This window comes from Paraburkholderia sp. BL18I3N2 (assembly GCF_003001875.1).
GTDB classification, from domain to species: Bacteria; Pseudomonadota; Gammaproteobacteria; order Burkholderiales; family Burkholderiaceae; genus Paraburkholderia; species Paraburkholderia phytofirmans.
In genome coordinates, this window is record NZ_PVNC01000005.1 from 1 (window position 1) to 21040 (window position 21040).

Here is a 21040-nt window from a genome sequence, read left to right on the forward strand (position 1 = left end):
ACGCCGAACCACGGCGCGAATACCATCGTGGCGACGTTGGTCGCCTCGAAGAGGGCGGTCAGCCATGTCCCGTCGTCACGTCCGATCGAGAACGCACCGCGAATGTCAGCGAGTGCAACAGCGGTGACCTGTTCGTTCAATATGGCGAGCAGTGACGCCAGCAGCATGCCGAGCAGGCCGATTGCAAGGCGCAGTGGCAATGTCGCTTCGGTCGGCGTTTGCTGTAATGGAGGCGTTGAAACCGGCGCCGACGACGGCGCGAGCTTCACTTCTCCTGTTCCAGTTATCGGTGCGTTGACGGTGTTCATAAAGGTCCGGCTACCCGTGTTTAATGCGGCATTTCGTGGGGAAATCTCCGTGTCGCGCCCGGCGCTCGCAAAGCATTGCTGCCGCGCATTGGGTTGATGAAATTCTAGGAGTAGGACCGGCTTTCTAAAAGCCGACACAGGTCGCGTATCAGGCCATTTCGTGCGCAAATCAGGCCAACGTCACTGTCGTTATGAAGACAGGGACAACGCGCTCACCCCAGGCAATGAATCTGCTCTTTAGGCAGAACAGCTTTTCATCAACCTGGGGCGGCGCGAGCAATCGCCTTGTTACGGGAATGCCGATATCGCGTTACGGCCGGCTCACGCCTTGGGCTGCACCGCTGCAAAGTATTGAGGCGCCTCTCGGCGATCGAACATTCCGTACTCCCGGACAATGCGGATGTGCCGTAGGCGCACAGACTTCGGCAGGGTCGTATTGCGCTCGAAGGCCTCAGCGGCCGCGAGGTCGTCCCACGTCGCTACCGCGATCACGTCGCCCGGTGTCATCAACGCGTCGAATGCGTCCCAGGCGACGAGGCCGGGTGCCTTCGTATCGAGTCCAAGCGCCTCGGCAACCGCTTGCGCACCTGCCAGCTTGGCCCAGTCCGGCGCGTACTGCGCGTCGAGTAGCGTGACCGCTTTGCCAAGTCCCGTTTCGGTTGCATCGAGGCGTTGCTCGACCAGCGTCTGCCCGGCAGGTACGCGTGTATCGGCGACGGTCTGGCCAATGCGCAGGCGATAGTCGGCAAACACGCGATCGCGCGCCGCCTGCTGCACCTTGTGATGGTTCGTCGTCACTCGCCAGCGTATCAGCGACTTCTCATCGCGCCAGCTCGATAGCGAAAGCAGCCATCCCTGGCGTGTCAGACTCGCGTAGCGGGTGTTGTCGACGAAACCTTCGATCGCTTCGAGTTCCGGACGCAGCATCTTGGCCATGCCGAGATAGGCGTCGAATTGTTCGGATAACGGATTGACTTCGAGCATTGCAGAAAACATGGATTCCTTGGTCTGGTTGGGGACGCCTGGTCGGGTGGCGGGACACGGAATCGCAGCGATGCAGTCGATTCATCAGCATGTGACTGTCGCGCGATGGCTGAGTTGATTGTCGGAGATGCAAAGGGCTTGTTGAAGCCCCAGCAGGCCGCGTATTGGGCCATTCAATGCGCGAATTCAGCCAGCCTCATCGCGGATAACCAGCCGCCGCGCCGATCCGGAAAAAGTCATTTTCCGTCTGCTCAACAGAGCCAATGCCGCTGAGATGGAATATCGCAAAGGCCGCTTCGTTTGCTGGTTTAGAGCGTTCGAAATCGGGCCATTTGTAGTCTTCTTCGAGTCAAGCGCGCAAAGAGAGCGTCACCATGCAAGGCATGGCGCTTAACATCGCGGCATCTTCCTGGCGCCGGATGGCGCGACGTCCCCGTGACGAGGGCGCAGGTCTATCGGCAAGCTGCAAACAGATTGAAGTTGGAATCAAGATGGACAGATTACGCGAGATGGAGGTGTTCGTAGCCATCGTCGACGGAGGCAGTTTCACTAGTGCGTCGGACAAGCTGGGCATGTCCGCTCCCGCGGTGTCGCGGGCGCTCACCTCGCTCGAAGCCCGTTTGGGTGCGCAGCTGCTTGCGCGAACAACCCGTTCAGTCCGGCCGACCGAGGCGGGTATGTCATACCTCGATGCCTGCCGCAAGGTGCTGGATGCCGTCACGGACGCCGAAGCCGATGTCGCGGCGTGTCAGGACAATCCGGTAGGCACGCTGACCATTTCCGCGCCGGTGCTGTTTGGCCAGCGCTTCATCGCTCCGTTAATCGATGCGTATGCCCAGCGTTATCCGGACGTCAGCATTAACGCGGTGTATGTCGATCGCACCACGCGACTTCTCGAGGAGGGCGTGGATGTCGCCATCCGGATCGGCCACCTGGGCGATTCGTCGATCTATGCCATTCCGTTGGGCTTTGTACGGCGTCGAACCTACGCGGCACCGGCTTATCTCGCGGCGCACGGCGAACCCGTTCATCCGAGGGAACTCGCCGATCACCACTGCGTGTCACTCACGGGCGTGACGAATCCTCTCGAATGGACGTTTTATGAAAACGGTTCGCGGCTTTCGGTCCGGGTTCAACCGCGAATGATCGTCAACCTGGCACCCGCGGCCGTGATGGCCGCCGTCGATCGCGTGGGAATCACGCAACTGTTTTCCTACCAGGCGGCCCCCGAGGTACTCAATGGAACGCTGCTGCCGGTCTTGACGGCATTCGAACCCGAGTCGACGCCTGTCAACTTACTGCATGTAGAGCGGCGCGGCGCGAGCGGTAAGATTCGGGCCTTCGTGGAGTTTGTGACCGAGACGTTGCGCAGAAACGTGCATCTTCAACAACACATGGAAACCGCGATAGCTGTGAATGAGACTTCTGGAATTTTGCGTTCGGTGAAATAGGGGGTGCCGAGGGTGCGAGTCTTTTCATGCGGGCTCGTCGATACTGCGAGTCGTTCAAGGGGACCCAGTCAAACCATTCGACCCGGCCGGCACGACGGCAAGACGAAGTTCACGGTAGGCAGCCACCAGCGCATCGAGGCTGAACGAGCGGTTCAGGCCGCTCGGATTGGGCAGCACCCATGCGCGTGCGCCGCCGAATGTGGCGGACTGCGGCCCCCACTCGATGTCGCGGCTGCCGGACATTGCGCCAAGCGCCATCTTGCCGAGGAAGGCCACGCATTGCGGCGCATAGCCTTCGATCTTCCGCTCGAACTCCGTAGCGGCCGCCTTGAATTCCCATGAGGACAGTTGGTCCGCCCGCGCGGTCGGACGCGAGACTACCGTTGTGAGACCACAACCGTGCTGGAGAAGCGTGTAGTCGTCGTTGGGCCCGATCTGTTCGGGAGTAAAACCCGCCAGATGAATGGTTCGCCAGAACCGATTACCTCGACCGGCAAAATGGCGGCCCGTCGACGCCGCTTGCATGCCCGGATTGATACCGCAAAATACAACGGATAATCCCGGCTCAAGCAGATCAGGAAGAGATTGGGGCAAATCGGCGCGAGTCACGGGTTGTGTAAGTCTGTTCATTACATAAAGTGCGTTCGAGGCGCCGGGTGGCAACCAGCCTGCGTAGATCCGCCACCTAGTCGACCATTTCCAGTTCCGCTGTTTCGACTTGCTCTTCCACGTCGGCCGATGTCCACTGCTTACCGGCCGTGCCACGGAATCGTTGGCGATACTGTCTGGGCGTGACGTTGAGCCGCCGGAAGAAAGTGCCTCGCATATGCGTGGCGCTGTGAAAACCACAATTGAACGCCACGGTCTTCAGAGGCGCATCGGTTTCCTCGAGCAATTTCCTCGCGGTGTCGACGCGAACCTGTTCGACAAACGCCGAGGGCGTCACCTTCGCATACTTCGCGAATAACCGCGAGAAAGTACGGCGGCTGACCGACACGGCGCTGGCAAGCTGTTCGATCGACAACGCTTCGGTTATGTGCTCGGTCACGTAGCGGAGCACCTTGCCGACGATCGGATCCTGCTCCTTCCGCACGCCGACGTAAGGACTGTATTGAGATTGTCCGCCTTCGCGCTGGATGTAGACCACCAGACGTTTCGCAACCCGCACCGCCAGTTCGTGCCCCCAGTCTTCGGCTACGAGCGAAAGACACAGGTCGATGCCCGCCGTCACACCGGCGGAGGTAAAGAGGCGTCCATCACGGATGAAGATCCGGTCGGGCTGCACGGACGCCTGCGGAAACTCGTCCGCGAGGCGGCTTGCATCCGCCCAGTGCGTCGTCACTTCCCTGCCGTCGAGCAGGCCCGCGTGTGCGAGCACGAATGCGCCGTTGCAAACGGAACCGAACCGGCTTGCGCCGCCTGCCTGGTCTTGCAGCCACTTCAGAAACTCGGGCCGCGGCTGGACGTTAGGCAAGCGCGGTCCGCCTGCCACCAGCAGCAAGTCGAATGGCGTGTCGAAGTCCGTATAGCCATGGGGAACCGTGAGTTGCATCCCGTTGGAGCAGGTCACGGTACCGGCCTCGTTTCCTACGAGAACGACCTCGTATTTCTGATGCTCGGGCAAAAATGTGTTTGCTTCGGCGAATACGTCCAGAGGGCCAGCGACATCCAGCGCCTGCACATCATCGAATACAACAATGGCGACTTTCATGGCGTGACCCTCGTTCCTTGTTGCTGGCGTTCATGCCCGCGTCCCTCGAGCGGACCGGTCGGCCCACCGCTCGCGATTCCGCACGCGCCCGGTAAGCGGCTTGCCCGCCCGCTCGCGACACAGGTGTCTCTTCGCTGGAGTCACTATAGGGGCGAAGCGCCACGGGATAAATGCGCTACCCCGAAAATCACTTGTTACACCAGGTAGGGGTATTCAAACCGGGAAATACTGCTAGAGAGGCGCGCGGACACGCTCGTTGGCTATCGCGCATGGCGCCATCGGCTGCGTGGCCCAAATCTCACCTCCATTGGCCAGCGAAAGCACCAACGATGCACCCAGTCGCTGCCCCGACTACCTATGCTTGTTCTCATCAATGCGGCTGGGAACGTAGAGCCCGGGCGCACCAGAGAATCTGTCGCCGGCGAAATGCAAGTCCGTCCCTGGCCCCTGGTTGCGCGCCGGACTGGCCAGGATGAGGCTACAGCCGCCTCACACATGTCACGGTCGAAGTTCAGACCATGACGCGAATGGAGGACAGATTCAACATGTTGATGGGAAAAATTCAAAGCTCTTTTCTGTTCGGGGGCAACGCGCCCTACGTCGAGGAGCAATACGAACTCTACCTGGCCGACCCGGCATCGGTCGCGGATGAGTGGCGCGCGTATTTCGATGCGTTGCGCGAAACCCCCGCTATCGACGGCAGCGACCGCGACGACGAGCCGCACGCGCCGGTCGTTTCCACCTTCGTCGAGCTGGCCAGGCGCTCGCGCGCCACGCAGATCACGCTCGATGACGGCCTCGCGATCGCCAGAAAACAGGTGGCCGTGCAGTCGCTGATTGCAGCGTATCGCATGATCGGCACGCGCAAGGCGAAACTGGACCCGCTGCTGTGGACACCACCGAAGGCTTCGATCGAACTCACGCCGGCGTTCTACGGCCTCTCGGCAGCCGACATGTCCACGCGATTCAGCACGGCCGACACGTTTCTTTTCGACGAAGACGCCACGCTGCAGGACATCGTGGCGGCACTGGAGCAGACTTACACGGGCACGCTCGGCGCTGAGTTCATGCATCTGACCGATGCCGGCGAGCGCCGCTGGTGGCAGATGCAACTCGAGTCGACACGCGCGAAACCTTCGTTCTCGGTAGCGGAGAAACACCGCTTTCTCGAACGTCTGACGGCTGCTGAGGGACTGGAGAAATACCTGCACACGCGCTATGTCGGGCAAAAGCGTTTCTCGCTGGAAGGCGGCGAATCGTTGATCGTGTTGCTGGACGAACTCGTTAGCTATGGCGCATCGAAGAAGGTCGCCACGGTGGTAATGGGCATGGCGCACCGTGGGCGTTTGAATGTGCTGGTGAACATCGTCGGCAAGCCTTTGCGCGCGCTCTTCGACGAGTTCGAGGGCAAGAGCGGCGACCCTCTGCCGGCCGGCGACGTCAAGTATCACAAGGGCTACAGCAGCGTCACGCAGACGGACGACGGGCCCGTCGATGTCGTGCTTGCATTCAATCCCTCGCACCTTGAAATCGTCAACCCGGTCGTGCAGGGCATGGCTCGCGCCAAAGGAGACGCTTCGCACGAGGGCGACGGTAGCGGTGTGCTGCCCGTCGAAATTCACGGCGATGCGGCAATGTCCGGGCAAGGCGTCGTGATGGAGACGTTGAGCCTGTCGTACACCCGCGGGCACGGCACGGGCGGAACCGTCCACGTGGTCGTCAACAATCAGATCGGCTTTACGACTTCGGATCCGCGCGATACGCGCTCGTCGTTCTACACCACCGACATCGCGAAGATGATCGAGGCGCCGGTTCTGCACGTCAACGCCGACGACCCGGAAGCAGTGGCCATGGCGGTGCGCCTCGCGCTCGACTATCGCACGACGTTCAGGCGCAGCGTGGTGATCGATCTCGTCTGTTTCCGCAGGCACGGGCATCAGGAACAGGACACGCCCGCCATCACCCAGCCTCTCATGTACCGCGCGATTGCCAGCCACCCGGGCGTGAGGACTGTGTATGCCCAACAGTTGATCAAGGAAGGCGTGGTGACGCCGGATCAGGTCAAGGATTGCTTCGAAGCGCAGCGCGAAAGCCTCGAGCACGCGAGAGAGAGCAACGCGGTCGAGGAAGCCGTCCAGCCGGACGAAATACCCGCATGGCCGAAGTTTCTCGAGGACTATGCCGGCCCGGTCCAGTACGGGCCTCCGTTGCCGGCCCAGGTGCGTGCGCTGGCGCAGCAGGTCTCGACCGTTCCGGATGGTTATGAGCTGCATCCGCTGGTCGGCAAGATGATCGCCGCACGCCGCGAGATGGCCGCGGGAAACAAGCCGCTCGACTGGGGCATGGGCGAGCACATGGCATTCGCCTCGTTGCTGGGCGCCGGGATCGATGTCCGCCTGAGCGGGCAGGATAGCGCGCGGGGCACCTTCAATCACCGTCACGCCGTTCTGCACAACCAGACGCGCGCGAGCCGGTCGGAGGGCGTCTACATTCCGCTGGAGCATATCGGCGAGGGGCAAGGCCGGTTCACCGTGACGAACTCCATTCTGTCGGAGGCGGCCGTGCTGGCCTTCGAGTATGGCTATTCGACGGTGAACCGCAATGCGCTCGTCGTGTGGGAGGCGCAGTTCGGGGACTTCGCGAATGGTGCGCAGGTCGTGATCGATCAGTTCATCGCAGCGGGCGCCGCGAAGTGGGGGCAACTCAGCGGGTTGACGCTGTTCCTGCCGCACGGACAGGACGGGCAGGGGCCGGAACATGCGTCCGCGAGGCTCGAGCGATATCTGCAGCTTTGCGCGCAGGACAACATGCGGGTAGTCCAACCGACCACGCCTGCGCAACTGTTCCACTTGCTGAGGATGCAAGCGGCTGTCTTCGATCGCCGGCCGCTCGTCGTGATGACGCCCAAGTCGCTGTTGCGTCATCCGGAAGCCGTCAGCACGCTCGACGATCTGGCCACGGGTGCGTTCCGCGAGATCCTGGTGGATACGCAGGCCGAGGCATCGCGGGCGTCGAGCGTGGAGCGCGTGATCGTGTCTTCTGGCAAGGTCTATTTCGATCTGCTGGAACATCGCCGCGCGTCGGGTGTTGCTGGTACGCCGCTCATCCGCGTCGAACAGTTGTATCCGTTTCCGTCCCGGCAGCTCGCCGCGGTGTTCGCGCGCTATCCGAATCTGAAGACGGTGGTCTGGTGTCAGGAGGAGTCGCGCAACCAGGGCGCGTGGAGCTTCGTCGAACCGCAGTTGCGCGAGATCGTGCCTTCTGCCGCGCAACTGCGATATGCGGGGCCGGCGGCTTCCGCGTCGACCGCACCCGGTTATCACGCGGTCCACGCGGCGAGGCAGGCAGCGCTGATTTCGAGTGCATTCACGGACTGACGGCGCGTGCGTAGTGCGGTGATGCCGGCGCATCACCGCAATGGCTCAAATCCGGCGTATCCTGGCCTGATACAAGCTCTTTTACGCGTGTGCGCAGCCTCGATCATTGTCAGAATGATAAAAGCCGTTTCTCACGATACTTCCAGACGCACATCAAAAAAGTGCTGGATGGGCTGCGCTTTGTACGGAGAACCCGTCGGAGCAATCGCCCATAAGCTGGCAAGGAACATACGCTGTTCTCGAGTTGGAAGGGGAAATCATCCTTAGATTTTGGCCGCTGATGTTCTCAGCGTCCGTTTCCATGCGAGCCAGCCATGACCCAAAACCCAAACGTTGCTTTAAACGCTCTCCTGAAACCGCCGGCTGCCGGCGAATCGATGTCGGGCGCCGACATCATCCTGCGCGTGCTCAGCGAGCAGGGCGTCGATACCGTATTCGGCTATAGCGGCGGCGCAATTTTGCCGACGTACGACGCTGTGTTTCGTTTCAACGAGATGCACGCGCAAACGCCCGAGCGCCAGATCAAACTCGTCGTGCCCGCCAATGAACAGGCCGCCGGCTTCATGGCCGCCGGCTACGCGCGGGCGAGCGGAAAGGTCGGTGTCTTCATGGTGACGTCGGGCCCCGGCGCGACGAACGCGGTGACGCCGATCGCCGACTGCAACGGTGATTCGATCCCCGTTGTCCTCATATGCGGGCAGGTGCCCCGTGCCATGATCGGCACGGATGCTTTCCAGGAAGCGCCCGTCTTCAACATCATGTCGGCGTGCGCGAAGCAGGTGTTTCTGGTCACCGACCCGGCAAAGCTCGAACAGACGCTGCGCACCGCATTCGAAGTCGCGCGCACCGGCCGTCCGGGTCCGGTCGTCGTGGATGTGCCCAAGGATATCCAGAACTGGACTGGCACTTACCAGGGGCAAGGTACGCTGGAGTTTAGAGGCTATTCCGACCGTCTTCGAATGGTGGCAAAAGGCGCCCGTCTCCACGAGGACAAGCGCACCGATTTCTTCGGTCTGCTGGCGCAAAGCAAACGGCCGCTGCTGTATGCCGGCGGCGGCATTATCACGGCCGGCGCGACCGCTGAGCTGCGCCGGTTCGCCGAGCGCTTCGGAATCCCCGTGGTGACCACGTTGATGGGTCTCGGCGCGATATCCGTGAAACACGAACTGGGCCTCGGCATGCTCGGCATGCACGGCGCTGCGTGTGCGAACTACGCGGTGGAAGATTGTGACTTCCTGATCGCGGTGGGCGCCCGCTTCGACGACCGGGTTGCCGGTGGCCGCCCTGACGCATTCGCGCCCGGAGCGCGGCATGTCGCGCATATCGACATCGACGAGGCGGAAATCAACAAGGTGAAGCGGGCGCATTGGGCGCACGTAGGCGACGCGAAGGAAACCTTGCTGTCACTGATGAAACACGGCCCCGCCGCGCAACCGCGTTTGGACTGGCTCGATCGTATCAAGGAACTGAAGCGGGTTTACGGTATGAACTACGACCGGAATAGTCCGGTAATTCAGCCGCAATTCGTCGTCGAAAAGCTCAGTGACCTGACCGGCGGGCGAGCTATCGTCACCACGGGCGTCGGCCAGCATCAGATGTGGGCTGCGCAATTTTTCGACTTCGTCGAGCCGCGCAGCTTCCTGACTTCGGGCAGCATGGGGACCATGGGTTTCGGGCTGCCCGCGGCTATCGGTGCTCAACTGGCGCGGCCGGATGCCCTTGTGATCGACATCGATGGCGACGGCAGCATCCGCATGAATATTGGCGACCTGGAAACGGCCACCACTTATGGCGTGCCGATCAAAGTTCTGTTGCTGAACAATCTCGGTGACGGGATGATCCGGCAATGGCAGCGTCTCTTTTACGAGGGCCGCTTGTGCGTGAGCGACAAGTCGCTGCATCGCAAGGATTTTGTCATGGCGGCACAGGCCGACGGGTTCGAGTTTGCGCGTCGCGTTGCAACCCTGAGCGAACTCGAGGACCAGCTTAAGGCCTTCATCGAATTTGACGGGCCGGCTTTCCTCGAAGTCATGGTCGACGAGAACGCCGATGTGTTTCCGATGGTGGGGCCGGGGCAAAGCTACGCGAATATGGTTACCGGGCCGTTTATTCCGTCCCGGGCCGAACCGGAAACCAAAGGGAAGGGCTCGCAGCGTCAGGCGGCTGCTGATATGTTCTAGCCATGCGTCGTGTGTGATTGTTCGGCAAAACCATTACCGTCACCACCTTGCAGGTTCAGGCCGAGAATGAGGCCGCACGCGGACGTGCCGGGCTATACCCCGGCGTCGACGCTCAACGAGCCGACCTCGCGATTCAGCGACTATCCGTAAGCGAACTCATGGCCTGTCTCCCGATTTGCCGCGCACCAGCGACTCCGGATGGCGCTCCAGATAATCGGCTAGCGCGTTCAGCGATTGCAGTGTGCGGGTCAACTCCTGCAGTGCCTGATGCACGTCAGACTGCAACGGCGAGTCCTGCTGCAAAGTCGCCTCGGCCGAGCCGAAGGTTTGGCGCGCGGCGGCGAGTGTGTCGCGCGCCTGCGGCACGACTTCGTTGTTGAGCCGGTTGAACAGCGCGTCGGCGTTTTTAAGCGATGTGTTCAGATTCGAGCCGATCTGATCGAATGGAATCCGGTCGAGCTTCTTCGCGATGTCGGCCACCTGCGTTTGCAACGCGTCGAGCGTGTTCGGAATGGTCGGCAGCTGGATCGGCTCGCTATGGGCGTCGAATTTGACGGGCGCGGCGTTGGGGAAGATGTCGAGCGCGATGTACAACTGTCCCGTCAGCAGGTTGCCGGTGCGCAATTGCCCACGCAAGCCGCGCTCGACGAGATGCCGCAACAGTTCGTGGCTGGCCGCGGTACCCGCCTCCGGCATCGTCGCACCACGAGAACGTCGGCGCAGCCGGTCCGGATACAGATCCAGCGTCACCGGCATGACGAAGCTGCGCGCGTCCGGATCGTATTCGACGCCGATGTCCGTCACCTGGCCCAGCACGATGCCCCGGAAGTCGACCGTCGCGCCCACCGACAGTCCGCGCAGCGACTGACCGAAGATCATCACCGTGCGTACCCGTATGCTGTCTGGCGCGCGCATGGCGTCCACCTCGTCGGCGGCAAGCCGGAAGTCGGTTTTCTCCGCGGCCGGCGTGCCCATCGGCTGACCCGGCGGCGTCTGGAAGGCGAGGCCGCCGACCAGAATCGCCGCGAGCGACTGCGTGTTGACGACGAAGCCGGTCGAATCGAGCCGCACGTTGACGCCGCTCGCATGCCACCAGCGCGAATTCGAGCCGACGTACTGGTCGTACGGCGCGGCGACGAACACCTGCATGGTCACGCCCGTGCCGTCCTTGTCGAGCGAAATGCCGTAGACCTGGCCCACCTGCACGCGCCGGTAGAAAATCGGCGAGCCGATGTCGATCGAGCCGAGCGAATCGCCGTGTAACGTGAAGCGGTGGCCTTTCTGATCGGCGGTGATGGGCGGCGGCGTCTCCAGTCCGACGAACTCGGTTCGCCTCTCCGTGGAGCGGCCAACGTCCACGCCGATATACGCGCCCGAGAGCAGCGTGCCGATGCCCGACACGCCGGCGGCGCCCACGCGAGGGCGAACCACCCAGAAGCGGGTGTCCTTGACAGCGAACTTCTCTGCCTGCTTTGTTAGTTGCACGGCGATCCGTACGTGCGTGCGATCCTTCGACAGCACGATCGACTTCACCGAACCGATTTCGACGTCCTTGTACTTGACCTCGGTCTTGCCGGGCTCGAGGCCTTCGGCGTTGTCGAAGACGAGGGCGATCGCCGGACCGCGCTCCGTGACCGCCTTGACGACCAGCGCGACACCGATCAACGCCGCGATCAGCGGCACGACCCAGACGAGCGAGGGCAGCCAGCTGCGCCGCGGCGCGATATCGGGATCGGGCAACTCGGGCGGCAGGGCAGGTCCTTGTGGGCTACTCATTGCGAGGCTCCGAAGCGTGGCTGGGCGGGGCCTGCCTGTCGCTCGCCACGTGGGCCCGCAAGCGGGCGCGGATCGAACTGCAACGCCATGTTCATCGATAGTTCCGGGACGCCATACGCCGGGCGCCCACGCGCGGTTGCGCCCGGCGGTGCCGACGCCGCGCTCAGGGGTTCACGGCCTCCCACGACGAGTCCGGATCGAACCATTTGAGCGCAGCGGCGGCCGCCGCCGAATTCGGGCCGAGGTTCTTCTGATAGATCTGTCTGTCCTGATTGACGATGAAGCTCATCACACCCGTCTTGCCGTATTCGGCGGGCCACGCGACGACGGCGTAACCCTTGGTCATCGCGCCGTTCTCGACGTAGTTCTGACTGCCGCCTTTCGCATGCGGCCCTTGCGCGGTCAGAATGCGGAAGTGATAGCCGTAATAACCCTCTTTCGAGATGTTGCCGGTATGCGGCATCGCCGCGGCGAGCGGGCCGAGCGGACTCTCTTTTTCACCCGACGCGCTCGGCCAGTACAAGCCGTCGTGCTGGCCCGGTGTGCTGAGAATGCGTTGCGCGTAATGCTGGGTGGACGCCTGATAGTCGCCTTGCGCATCGAGAATGGCGAGCGATATCAGCATGGCCGCGTTCTCGTTGCGGCCGATGCGGCGTGTCGCGATCTCATCGCGGGCGACAGCGGGATCGAAGCGCCAGCCCTTCGACGTCTGCACGAGCGGAATTGGCAACGTCCAGCCACTGGTGCCGACCGACAGATGCTTGCTCGCATGGCCGTTCAGCGGAGCTGGATCATCGACGATCTGGTGTCCCTTCGACCATGCGCCAAGAAAGTCGTAGACATCCTGTTCACCGATGTTTTGGGTCGGAATGAAGCGGGTGAAGTCCTTGCCGAGCACATGCTGCATGGCGGGATGGTCGCTGCTGGCGAGCGCTTCGACGAACGCGTCGACAGCGGCCTCGGGCGTTGGATACACGGCTTGTGCATGCGCCCCGGACGCGCCGCTCAACAGCACGGCGAACCCGAGGGCGGTAGCGGCGCGGCGCGGGCCGAGCGCGAGAACAAAGGCTGCGGCCAGACGTGCGCCGGGAATGCGGAACATGCGGATGCGGATCATGAGCGGCTCCTGTGAGATCGGTTCAATGCCGGCCGAAGTGACGCTGGCCACCGCCGCCCGCGCCGAAACCGCCGCCGCGTTGCTGGCCACCGCCACCCGCGCCGAAGCCGCCGCCGGCGCGTTCGCCACCGCCTCCCGCTCCCAGATTGCCGGCCCGTTGCTGACCGCCGCCGTTCGCGCCGGGACCGCCGCCGCGGTTGCTGGCCTGCGCCTGCCGGCTGGCTTGTCCGCGCTGCACGTCCCGCTGCGCATCGCCGCCATTGCCCGCGCCACGCAACGCGTTGTCGCGGTTCACGTTCTGCGCGCTGTCGCGAATGCTGCCGGCCGTGTTGCCGCCCTGGTGGATGCCCTGCACGCGCTGGCTGGCGGTTCCACCCAGATTCTGGCCGGTACGGTTCTGCAAGGTCTGCTGTGCCTGCGCACGCGAGGCCGCCGTTGCCGACGCATCGCGCCCGCGATACGCATCGCGTTGCGCGCTGCCCACGTTGGCCGAGGTATTGCGGTTGAAGGTGGAATTCCGGTTCCAGTTGGTCGTGCTGCTATTCACGTCGAGCCGCCGGTTCACATTGATGTTGTTGTACTGATTGACGTTGATGTTGACGCTGTGATTGTTCCAGTTGACGTTGCTCCACAGCGAACTGGTGATCGCGACGCCGACGCCGAACGCGAGACCCGCGGCGAGACCGCTGGCAACGGCATAGCCCGGCGGGGGCGGCACATACACCGGCGGGTAGGCTGGATAGGGCCACGCGCCATAGACGACCGTGGGGTTGTATGTGGGCACATAGACGACCTGCGGGTTGACCGGCACGATCTGGATCGTGCTCTGCTCGACCACCACTTTCTGCTGTGGGGTGGTCTGCAGGTTGCCGGCCTTCTGCGCCTGTTTGCGCAGTCGCTGCACGGAGTCCATCACGTCGTTCGGCTGCGCGAGAAAAGCGTTGCCGAGTTGCGCGACCCAGTCGGGTTTCGACGCCATGGTGGCCAGCACCTGGGGAAACGCCACCAGCGATTGCACGCTCGGGTCCCACGGTTCCGACGCGACCGCCTTCACGGCGTCGTCGCCCTGGAGTTTCGGATTGGCCTTCGACCATGCCGCCGCCGCCGGCACGTCTTGTGGAAAGGTCGAGGCCATCAGCACTTGGGCGAGGAGCGCGTCGGGGTAGAGCGCGAGCGGCGCGGTCAGCGAGTCCAGTTGCTGGTTCGAGATTTTCGCCGGGGTCGGCGCGGCGGTTTGCGCATGAGCGGCTGGCGCCGCGACGTCGAGCAATAGCGGCGAGCCCGCCAGTGCGGTCAATGCGGCTAGAAGAATTCGCGATCCTCTCTGGTATGCCCTGGAGCGTTTCACGATCAGCTCTCCCTTGTTGGAAGTTGTTTGTGGCGCAGTGGTGCGGTGCGTGAGACGCCGACGCCGGGACCGTGCCCCGAAGTAGCCGATCGCTCAAGACGGGGTGGATCACCAGTGCAGCGCTCGGTGATGCAGGAGCCGCGAGAATCGAACTTAAGACGGACTCCGAATTGTGTTGCGAGTAACGCGCTTCTGAATTATCCGATCCATGTATTCGTGGCGCATTCATGACGACACGCGGAACGCGCCGCATGCGCAGCGTGAGTGATGCATACATGCGAGACACCGTGAATCGCAATGGCACGATCACTAATAAACCTTTCCGCCGAGGTGTGCAAACTTTTGGTCAAAAAATTCTGGTTGAATTTCCTTTGTCGATGGATTAACGGCGTAATGCTTGCCGGATTTTTTCGACGGGTGGCGCTTCTGACAAGCCGACGCGCACGCCGGAAAAGAGCACACGCTGACGGCCGGCACGTTGACGCCTTAAAGAACCTCGAAGATCGCTTCAACCTCGACGGACGCCGCGGCGGGCAGGGTGGCGACGCCGACCGCCGTGCGCGCATGCCGGCCGCGTTCGCCGAACACCTCGAAGAAAAGATCGGACGCCCCGTTGATTACTTTCGGCACGTCCGGATAACCAGGCGTCGCATAGACGAAGCCGCCGACGCGGTGGCAACAGACCACGCGGTCCAGGTCGCCGTCCAGTGCGAGCTGCAATGCCGCCAGCAGGTTCAGCGCGCAGATCTGCGCGGCTTGCTGTCCGGCCTGAAGGTCGTGAACCTCTCCGACCGGGCCGCTGAATTTCACTTCGCCTTCCCACTCGCAGATTTGTCCAGAGAGAAAAACCAGTTGGCCTGAGCGTGAAAACGGTTTAAATGCGCCGCGCGGAGCGGGCACGTTCGGCAGGGCGAGGCCGAGCGCGTGCAGGCGGGCGAGAGCGGTGCCGGGGGCGTCGTTCGATGTGGACGTGGTCATGGCGGTGTCGAAGGTTCGATTGAGGTTAAAGCCGGCGAATGTTCGGGCATCTATAGCGTGGATCGACGCGCGCCGGCCGGATAGCCTGATCATGACACGGCCGCGCGCAGCTTAAAAACGTGTTGATGAGGCTCAACGCTTCTACACGAGGTAATGGCAACGGTATATCCATGCGCGTGAGCGTATGATTTCGCAACCTCTGCGAAACAGGAGTCGCCCATGCAAACGCGTGTCCATCTTCTCTTCATTACCGTCCTGGCCGCTGCGCTGAGTGCCTGCGCACAGACCGGCCCCGTCGAGTTCTCCGCGTCGGGCGCGGACGCGCCGACGCTCAACCGCGCGGACGACATGGACTTTGGTCCGATGGACAGGACGATCGAACAATGCAAAGCGGTGTCGCGCAACGCGGGCCCAGGGCAATGCGCGAAAGTCCGTGCGTACGAATCGTGCATGAAGACCAAAGGCTATATCACCGTGCTCGGACCGGAAAATCCGCAGGGCTGCGGCGATCCGGAATGGGAAAAGGATGTACGCAAGTGGCTGCGCTGAAGCAGTTCATTGGACATTCAGTGCGAAAGCCAAAGTAGCGCGAGTTCGGGCGCGCGGCGTATCCCGGCTGTTGACATGGCGCACCCCGTTGTTAAGCGAGCCTGCCTGCCCTGTACCCTGAAGCACGTGCCGAAATGCACACGCGCCAGAGCTATCGCGCGCAAAGCGTCACAATCTCCGCCGCCGACGCATCTTGACGCGCAAGAGTGCGCCGGTCCATCCACTCGAAGCGGCCCGATGCGAGTGCTTTGCCGCTGACCACGACGCGTTGCCGGCATGCGATCAACTCGGCATCGGCGAGTTTCTTTCCGGCTTGCGCGAGGCGATCGTCCATCAACACGCTCAACCCCGCAGCCTGTAGTTCGCGCCGCAGCGTTTGCGCAGCCTCTTGCCGTTCCTGACGCTCCCAGTCAATGACCGTGAGTACAACGTCGAAGGTGTTGAACGACTCGCTGCCCCAAAAGCCGCGCTCGTCGCGCTGCCGGCTGAGCAGGAGCATGGCGAGGCGTGAGACGCCCACGCCGAAACAGCCCATTCTGACGAATTCGCCTTTGGCGTTCACCAACCCCATGGCTTTGGAGTAACGGTCGCCCAGGTCGAAAATGTGCGCGCATTCAAGCGATGTCTGCCCGTCGGTCTCCTCTTCGCCAAGTTCGCTGAGGACATGAAACTCTTCCGAGCTCTGGCCGCCGATTTCCCCGTTGTCGCTCGACTTCACGATGGCGTCCAGCCCCAGTCGCCGGAAGATGCGCAGATAGGCTTCGCGTACGGCCTCGTACGCTGCGCGTGCGCCGTCTTCCGTGGCATTGAAGGAATAGCCGTCTTTCATGATGAACTCCTTGGCGCGCGCGAGGCCGCCGCGCGTCCTCAGTTCGTCGCGGTATTTGTTGCCGAACTGATAGAGGCCCAGACTCATGTCGGTCCGGTTGTAGTGCGTCCTGACCATCTGCGTGGCCAGTTCTTCGCAAGTGGCGCCGAGGCAGTACAACCGGCCGGAACGGCTCGTGAGCCGCATCAGCTCGTCGCCGTATGCGTCGAGCCGCCCGGTTTGCCGCCACAGGTCGGCGTCCTGCAGCAGGCTCATCTGGATTTCGCAAAAGCCGGCGCGTTCCATCTCCTCGCGCACGACACTCTCCACGCGCCGCTGCGCTCTCAGACCGAGCGACATTCAGGAGTAAAGTCCCGCGGCGTCCTGATGGACGAGGCATGCCTTGCGGGCAAGATCGGTCAGTTCCAGGCGGGTGTTGTCCTGCTCGAAGGAACTGTTGGCGAAGAATTGCTGCGAGAATTTCATGATGTGCTCCGGATTCAGAATTCAGCGTAAAAACAGGCCTGAAATGAAAAAACGCCCGCAAGGGGCGTCCGGATCATCGATTCTCATGCAAGGCGCAGGTGCTTAGCCTTTTTCGCGCGCATATCGAGTTCTCGAGCAGACTCCGGCCGCCATAGCGGGCACTGGAGGTCGTTGCGGGAGAATGCTCAAAATGTGCATGATGTATTGCTGCTCGTGCTGTGCTCGTTTCTATCGATAGCGGAACTTGCCGCGCCGAAGTGATCGAGGCGGATCGCCGGTTGGCTTCGCTTCCTCGTCGTTCATTCATTGCTACTCTGCACGAAACGCGGCGCGGCCGCAACCCTGGTTCAAGTGCGGTGACTGTTCTGCGCGTGCCGGCATGTGCCGCTATACCGGTTCGCCCAGCGTGCGCCTCAACGCCTCGAAGAACAGTTTCGACTGCGTTCGCTCGCTTTGCACCTGATGTGCCACGCGAGTCGCGAGGGCAGGGTTCACCGGCTTTAGCGCGCGCCCCGTGGAAAGCGCCAGCACCTGGCTTTGGCAAGCCCGCTCCAGATAGTAAAGATCATCGAACGCATAGTCGATGCGCTCGCCGCACACCACGACGCCGTGGTTGCCGAGGAACGCGATGTCGCCGCCATTCATCGCGTGCGCGATGCGCCCGCCCTCTGCGGCGTCCAGCGCCAAGCCGTTGTATTCGCGGTCGAGGGCGATCCGGCCGTGAAAGCGCATGGCGTTTTGCGACAGCGTGGTATCGAGTCCGCAGTCCTCCGTCAGCGTCGACGCCGTGGCATAGGGCATATGCGTATGCAGCACGCAGTTCTTGCCCGCGATGTTGTGGACCGCCGCGTGGATGAACATGGCGGTAGGCTCGACCTCATGCCGGCCGGCGACGCGATTGCCGAGACCATCCACGATGACAATGTCGTCCGCCTGGATTTCATGCCACATCAAGCCGCGCGGATTCAGCAGAAAGAGGCCCTGCTCGCCGGGCAATGCGATGCTGAAGTGGTTGCATACGCCTTCGCCCAGGCCGTGATGCGCGGCCGCGCGCAGTGCGAGGGCAAGGTCTCGCCGCAAGGCGGCGACTTGCGGGGCGTGAAAGAGGGCGTCTTCAACAACCGGGGTAGCTTTCATGATGGTGTCTGCGTTCGTCGTGGTGAGGAAAAGGCCGGTGGCGCCGGCCTCCCGACAAACATCAGCGAGCGGACAGCGGCCTCAGGGGAGTGGTAACGCAAGCCTCGCTATTTCCGCGAAGTATTGCGCACCGGTCAGCAAAATATCGTCGTTGAAATCATACGTTGCATTATGCAGCGGCACGCCGCCGGTCTTGCCCGTATCCCCGTTGCCGATGAAAGCGTAGTTGCCCGGCACGACGTGAAGGAAGGCGCCGAAATCTTCGGAGATCGTCAAGGCCGTGGATCGATAATTTTTCTCGGCGGCGCGTCCGTCGACGTGACAATGGTCGGTCGCCGCTTCAATAGGTGTAAGAGGCGATCACGTTTTTAACCTTTTCCAGCGACTCCCGGAGTACGGGCAAATCAACCGACCCAAGCGCCACGCGAATCGCGTGGGGTACATGCTCCGAAGTCGAGAAAGGCTCGGCCGTCGAGACAGAGATTCCCTCGCGCACGAGCGCCATCGCCACCACGTCGGCGCGGACCTCTTCCGCGAGAGGAAGCCAGACGAAGTAGGACGAGGGATGGCAAACGCGCCGCAGTCCGGCGAGAACCTCGGCGGCCATCGATTGCCGGAGCGCCGCATCGCGACGCTTCTCCATCTCCAGACGCGTGACGGTGCCGTCGTCGAGCCAGCCGCAGGCAATGGCGGTCATCACCGCGGCCGTGTTCCAGGTGGTGGCCCGGATCGCACGCTCGAGCGGTGCGACCCAGCGATCGGGCGCGGCGACGAAGCCGACTCGCAGGCCGGTGGCGATGCTTTTCGATAGACCCGAGACGTACACCGTCGTTTCAGGCGCGAGTGCTGCCAACGGCAGCGGCGGGTTCTCCGCGAGGAAGGCATACGCGGCGTCCTCGATGATGAGCAGCCCGTGCCTGCGGGCAATCGACACCAACTCGTGCCGCCCCTGCGCATTCATGACCCAGCCTAGCGGGTTATGGAGTGTCGGCATCGTGTAGATGGCGCGCACTTTTCTGGCTCGGCACAAGCGTTCGAGCGCGTTGAGGTCGGGGCCCTGGTCGGAAACCGGAATCGGCGCCAGTTCGAGCCGGATCGTTTCGGCTAGCACCTTGAATCCCGGGTAGGTCAATGCGTCGACCGCGACGACATCGCCGGGCTTCAGGAGCGCCAGAACGGCTGCGGTCAAACCATGCTGCGCGCCGTTCACGATCACGACCTGAGCGCCTTCGACGGCTAGTCCTCGAGACGAGAGGTGACGCGCGACGATCTCGCGCTCATGCGTGCGGCCTCCATGGGGCTGATAGCGCAGTAACGCATCCAGATCGCCGGAGGACGCGAGCTGGCGCAAGGCGCTTCTGAGCAGTTCGGCCTGGCCGGGGAGCGACGGATTGTTGAAATTGAGGTCCGCCAAACCCGCGTCGCCGGCGTGCTGGTCGATGCCCAGGCGCGCCGGCAAGGCAATTTCCCGCACGAAAGTGCCGCGGCCGGTTTCGCCGCTGACCAATCCCATCGCGTCCAGCTCGGCATAGACCCGCGACGCGGTGACAAGCGCAAGTCCCTCCTGCGCGGCGAGCTGGCGGTGAGTCGGCAGGCGCGTGCCGGGCGCGAGGCGTCCGGCGCGGATATCGATCGCCATTCTGTCGACCAGCAGTTTGTAGCGGGGCGTGGGCATGCGCGAATGTATCCATGACAATTATTTGATTGTATTGATTTTCGGCCATACGATGGCACATCGCAACTCTGTTCGCGCAGTCGCGGGACTGGCCGGGAGCCAATTGGCGCGGCCTCATGAAGCGACGGCAAACAGTCAGCGCCCCCTGGCTTACGGACGACATCATGCACATCGCCATCCTTACCTTCGAAGGCTTCAACGAACTCGACTCGCTCATCGCACTGAACGTGCTCAACCGCGTCAAGAAACCGGGCTGGCGCGTGTCGATCGCCTGTCCCACCGCGCGGGTCAAGTCGATGAATGGCGTGGTCATCGAAGCACAGGCTACCTTGCAAGAGGCTTGCGATGCCGATGCAGTCATCGTGGGCAGCGGCGTGCGCACACGCGATGTCGTCGCCGATAGTGAGTTGATGGCGCAATTGCGACTCGATCCATCGAAACAGCTGCTGGGCGCGCAATGTTCCGGCACGCTGGTTCTTGCCAGGTTGGGGCTGCTCGACGGCGTGTCGGCCTGTACCGATCTCACGACCAAACCGTGGGTTCAGGAAGCCGGGATCGATGTGTTGAATCAGCCCATTTTCGTCAGCGGAAACATTGCGACGGCCGGAGGGTGTCTCGCGTCGGCTTATCTTGCCGCCTGGATCATCGCCCGTCTGGAAGGGATCGATGCAGCGGCGAGCGCATTGCATTACGTCGCGCCCGTGGGAGAGAAAGAGGACTACGTGTCCCGCGCGATGGCGCGTATCACGCCGTTCCTTAAGCGGACCTGAAGCCTGCATAAGTCATAAGGGAACAAACCGCCTGCGCGGTCTCCAGATTATTCCTCGTATGGAATTCGCCATTTAAATCGCATTGCACATTGCGGCGGCCTAACCCGCCGCAATCCCATCCGTCTCGACCGCTCGAAACCGCGGTCGCCGCTGCGGTAAAAAGAAGGCTTCTCCAGCGCCTTCAACGCGGCCTGAACGTCGCTGCCCAGTCAAGCATTTTCTGCGTTCTCCGCTTTTTTCCAGCGTTTCCACTGCGCAAAAACCAACACTTGTTCCTCGACAACGTTTGCGGCGGTTCCATCCGCCCCAATCGGTATGTTTCGCTATTTACAAAACAGGAGGCTACCGAAATACTTCTGCAACGACTTGAAAGTTCCCTGTCAAC

At 62.4% G+C, this 21040-nt stretch carries 16 protein-coding genes and 2 pseudogenes; 5 read left to right on the forward strand and 13 right to left on the reverse strand.

Going from position 1 to position 21040, the window contains the following annotated elements; genetic code table 11:
• Together B0G75_RS41345 and B0G75_RS15540 are read right to left on the reverse strand one after the other, a co-directional pair.
• Window positions 1-308 (reverse strand): annotated as a pseudogene (locus B0G75_RS41345) (EmrB/QacA family drug resistance transporter); the annotation flags it as partial.
• A 321-nt stretch (window positions 309-629) separates the two neighbouring features.
• Window positions 630-1304, reverse strand: coding sequence for an antibiotic biosynthesis monooxygenase (locus B0G75_RS15540; protein ID WP_106306921.1), 675 nt, complete (start codon window positions 1302-1304; stop codon window positions 630-632).
• Window positions 1305-1783: 479 nt separating this feature from the next.
• Here B0G75_RS15540 and B0G75_RS15545 point away from each other — a divergent pair, with 479 nt between their 5' ends.
• Window positions 1784-2743: a LysR family transcriptional regulator gene (locus B0G75_RS15545; protein WP_106306924.1), complete on the forward strand. Its 960-nt coding sequence runs from the start codon at window positions 1784-1786 to the stop codon at window positions 2741-2743.
• Between the two features lie 54 nt (window positions 2744-2797).
• On the opposite strand, the gene mug is transcribed toward B0G75_RS15545, so the two are convergent.
• Window positions 2798-3373: a G/U mismatch-specific DNA glycosylase gene (gene mug / locus B0G75_RS15550; RefSeq protein WP_106306927.1), complete on the reverse strand. Its 576-nt coding sequence runs from the start codon at window positions 3371-3373 to the stop codon at window positions 2798-2800.
• A gap of 55 nt (window positions 3374-3428) precedes the next feature.
• The gene (locus tag B0G75_RS15555; RefSeq protein WP_106306930.1) at window positions 3429-4454 is read right to left on the reverse strand and encodes a GlxA family transcriptional regulator; all 1026 of its coding nucleotides are present in this window, start codon (window positions 4452-4454) and stop codon (window positions 3429-3431) included.
• A gap of 545 nt (window positions 4455-4999) precedes the next feature.
• On the opposite strand from B0G75_RS15555, the gene B0G75_RS15560 reads away from it, so the two are divergent.
• Together B0G75_RS15560 and ilvB are read left to right on the forward strand one after the other, a co-directional pair.
• A complete protein-coding gene (locus B0G75_RS15560) occupies window positions 5000-7831 on the forward strand; it encodes a 2-oxoglutarate dehydrogenase E1 component (protein WP_374956901.1) in 2832 nt (943 codons plus the stop codon).
• A 314-nt stretch (window positions 7832-8145) separates the two neighbouring features.
• Complete coding sequence (gene ilvB, locus B0G75_RS15565) at window positions 8146-10011, forward strand: biosynthetic-type acetolactate synthase large subunit (protein ID WP_181309280.1); 1866 nt, start codon at window positions 8146-8148, stop codon at window positions 10009-10011.
• A gap of 156 nt (window positions 10012-10167) precedes the next feature.
• Here ilvB and B0G75_RS15570 read toward each other — a convergent pair whose 3' ends face one another.
• The 4 genes from B0G75_RS15570 to B0G75_RS15585 all read right to left on the reverse strand — a co-directional run bounded on the left by B0G75_RS15570 (window position 10168) and on the right by B0G75_RS15585 (window position 15230).
• On the reverse strand, window positions 10168-11787 hold the full coding sequence (locus tag B0G75_RS15570; protein WP_106306940.1) for an intermembrane transport protein PqiB: 1620 nt from the start codon (window positions 11785-11787) through the stop codon (window positions 10168-10170).
• A gap of 163 nt (window positions 11788-11950) precedes the next feature.
• Entirely contained in the window at window positions 11951-12904 is a 954-nt protein-coding gene (locus tag B0G75_RS15575) for a DUF2950 domain-containing protein (RefSeq protein ID WP_106307980.1), read from the reverse strand.
• Between the two features lie 22 nt (window positions 12905-12926).
• The gene (locus B0G75_RS15580) at window positions 12927-14252 is read right to left on the reverse strand and encodes a DUF3300 domain-containing protein (RefSeq protein ID WP_106306943.1); all 1326 of its coding nucleotides are present in this window, start codon (window positions 14250-14252) and stop codon (window positions 12927-12929) included.
• Window positions 14253-14738: 486 nt separating this feature from the next.
• Entirely contained in the window at window positions 14739-15230 is a 492-nt protein-coding gene (locus tag B0G75_RS15585) for a RidA family protein (protein ID WP_106306946.1), read from the reverse strand.
• A gap of 219 nt (window positions 15231-15449) precedes the next feature.
• Between B0G75_RS15585 and B0G75_RS15590 the strand changes: the two genes are divergently transcribed.
• Window positions 15450-15779, forward strand: a complete 330-nt coding sequence (locus B0G75_RS15590; protein WP_106306949.1) for a hypothetical protein — start codon at window positions 15450-15452, stop codon at window positions 15777-15779.
• A 151-nt stretch (window positions 15780-15930) separates the two neighbouring features.
• On the opposite strand, the gene B0G75_RS15595 is transcribed toward B0G75_RS15590, so the two are convergent.
• From B0G75_RS15595 to B0G75_RS15610, 5 genes and pseudogenes are all read right to left on the reverse strand, one after another.
• On the reverse strand, window positions 15931-16947 hold the full coding sequence (locus B0G75_RS15595; protein ID WP_258194491.1) for an aminoacyl--tRNA ligase-related protein: 1017 nt from the start codon (window positions 16945-16947) through the stop codon (window positions 15931-15933).
• Entirely contained in the window at window positions 16948-17073 is a 126-nt protein-coding gene (locus tag B0G75_RS41350) for a hypothetical protein (protein ID WP_258194492.1), read from the reverse strand.
• A gap of 387 nt (window positions 17074-17460) precedes the next feature.
• Window positions 17461-18210, reverse strand: coding sequence for an aldolase (locus B0G75_RS15600; protein ID WP_106306952.1), 750 nt, complete (start codon window positions 18208-18210; stop codon window positions 17461-17463).
• An 81-nt stretch (window positions 18211-18291) separates the two neighbouring features.
• A pseudogene (locus tag B0G75_RS15605) lies at window positions 18292-18486 on the reverse strand (amidohydrolase); the annotation flags it as partial.
• Between the two features lie 64 nt (window positions 18487-18550).
• The gene (locus B0G75_RS15610; protein ID WP_106306955.1) at window positions 18551-19885 is read right to left on the reverse strand and encodes a PLP-dependent aminotransferase family protein; all 1335 of its coding nucleotides are present in this window, start codon (window positions 19883-19885) and stop codon (window positions 18551-18553) included.
• 164 nt (window positions 19886-20049) lie between these two features.
• Here B0G75_RS15610 and B0G75_RS15615 point away from each other — a divergent pair, with 164 nt between their 5' ends.
• Window positions 20050-20655 carry a DJ-1/PfpI family protein gene (locus B0G75_RS15615; RefSeq protein WP_106306958.1) on the forward strand — a complete coding sequence of 202 codons (606 nt, stop codon included), beginning with the start codon at window positions 20050-20052 and terminating at the stop codon, window positions 20653-20655.
• The last annotated feature ends 385 nt before the right edge of the window (window positions 20656-21040 follow it).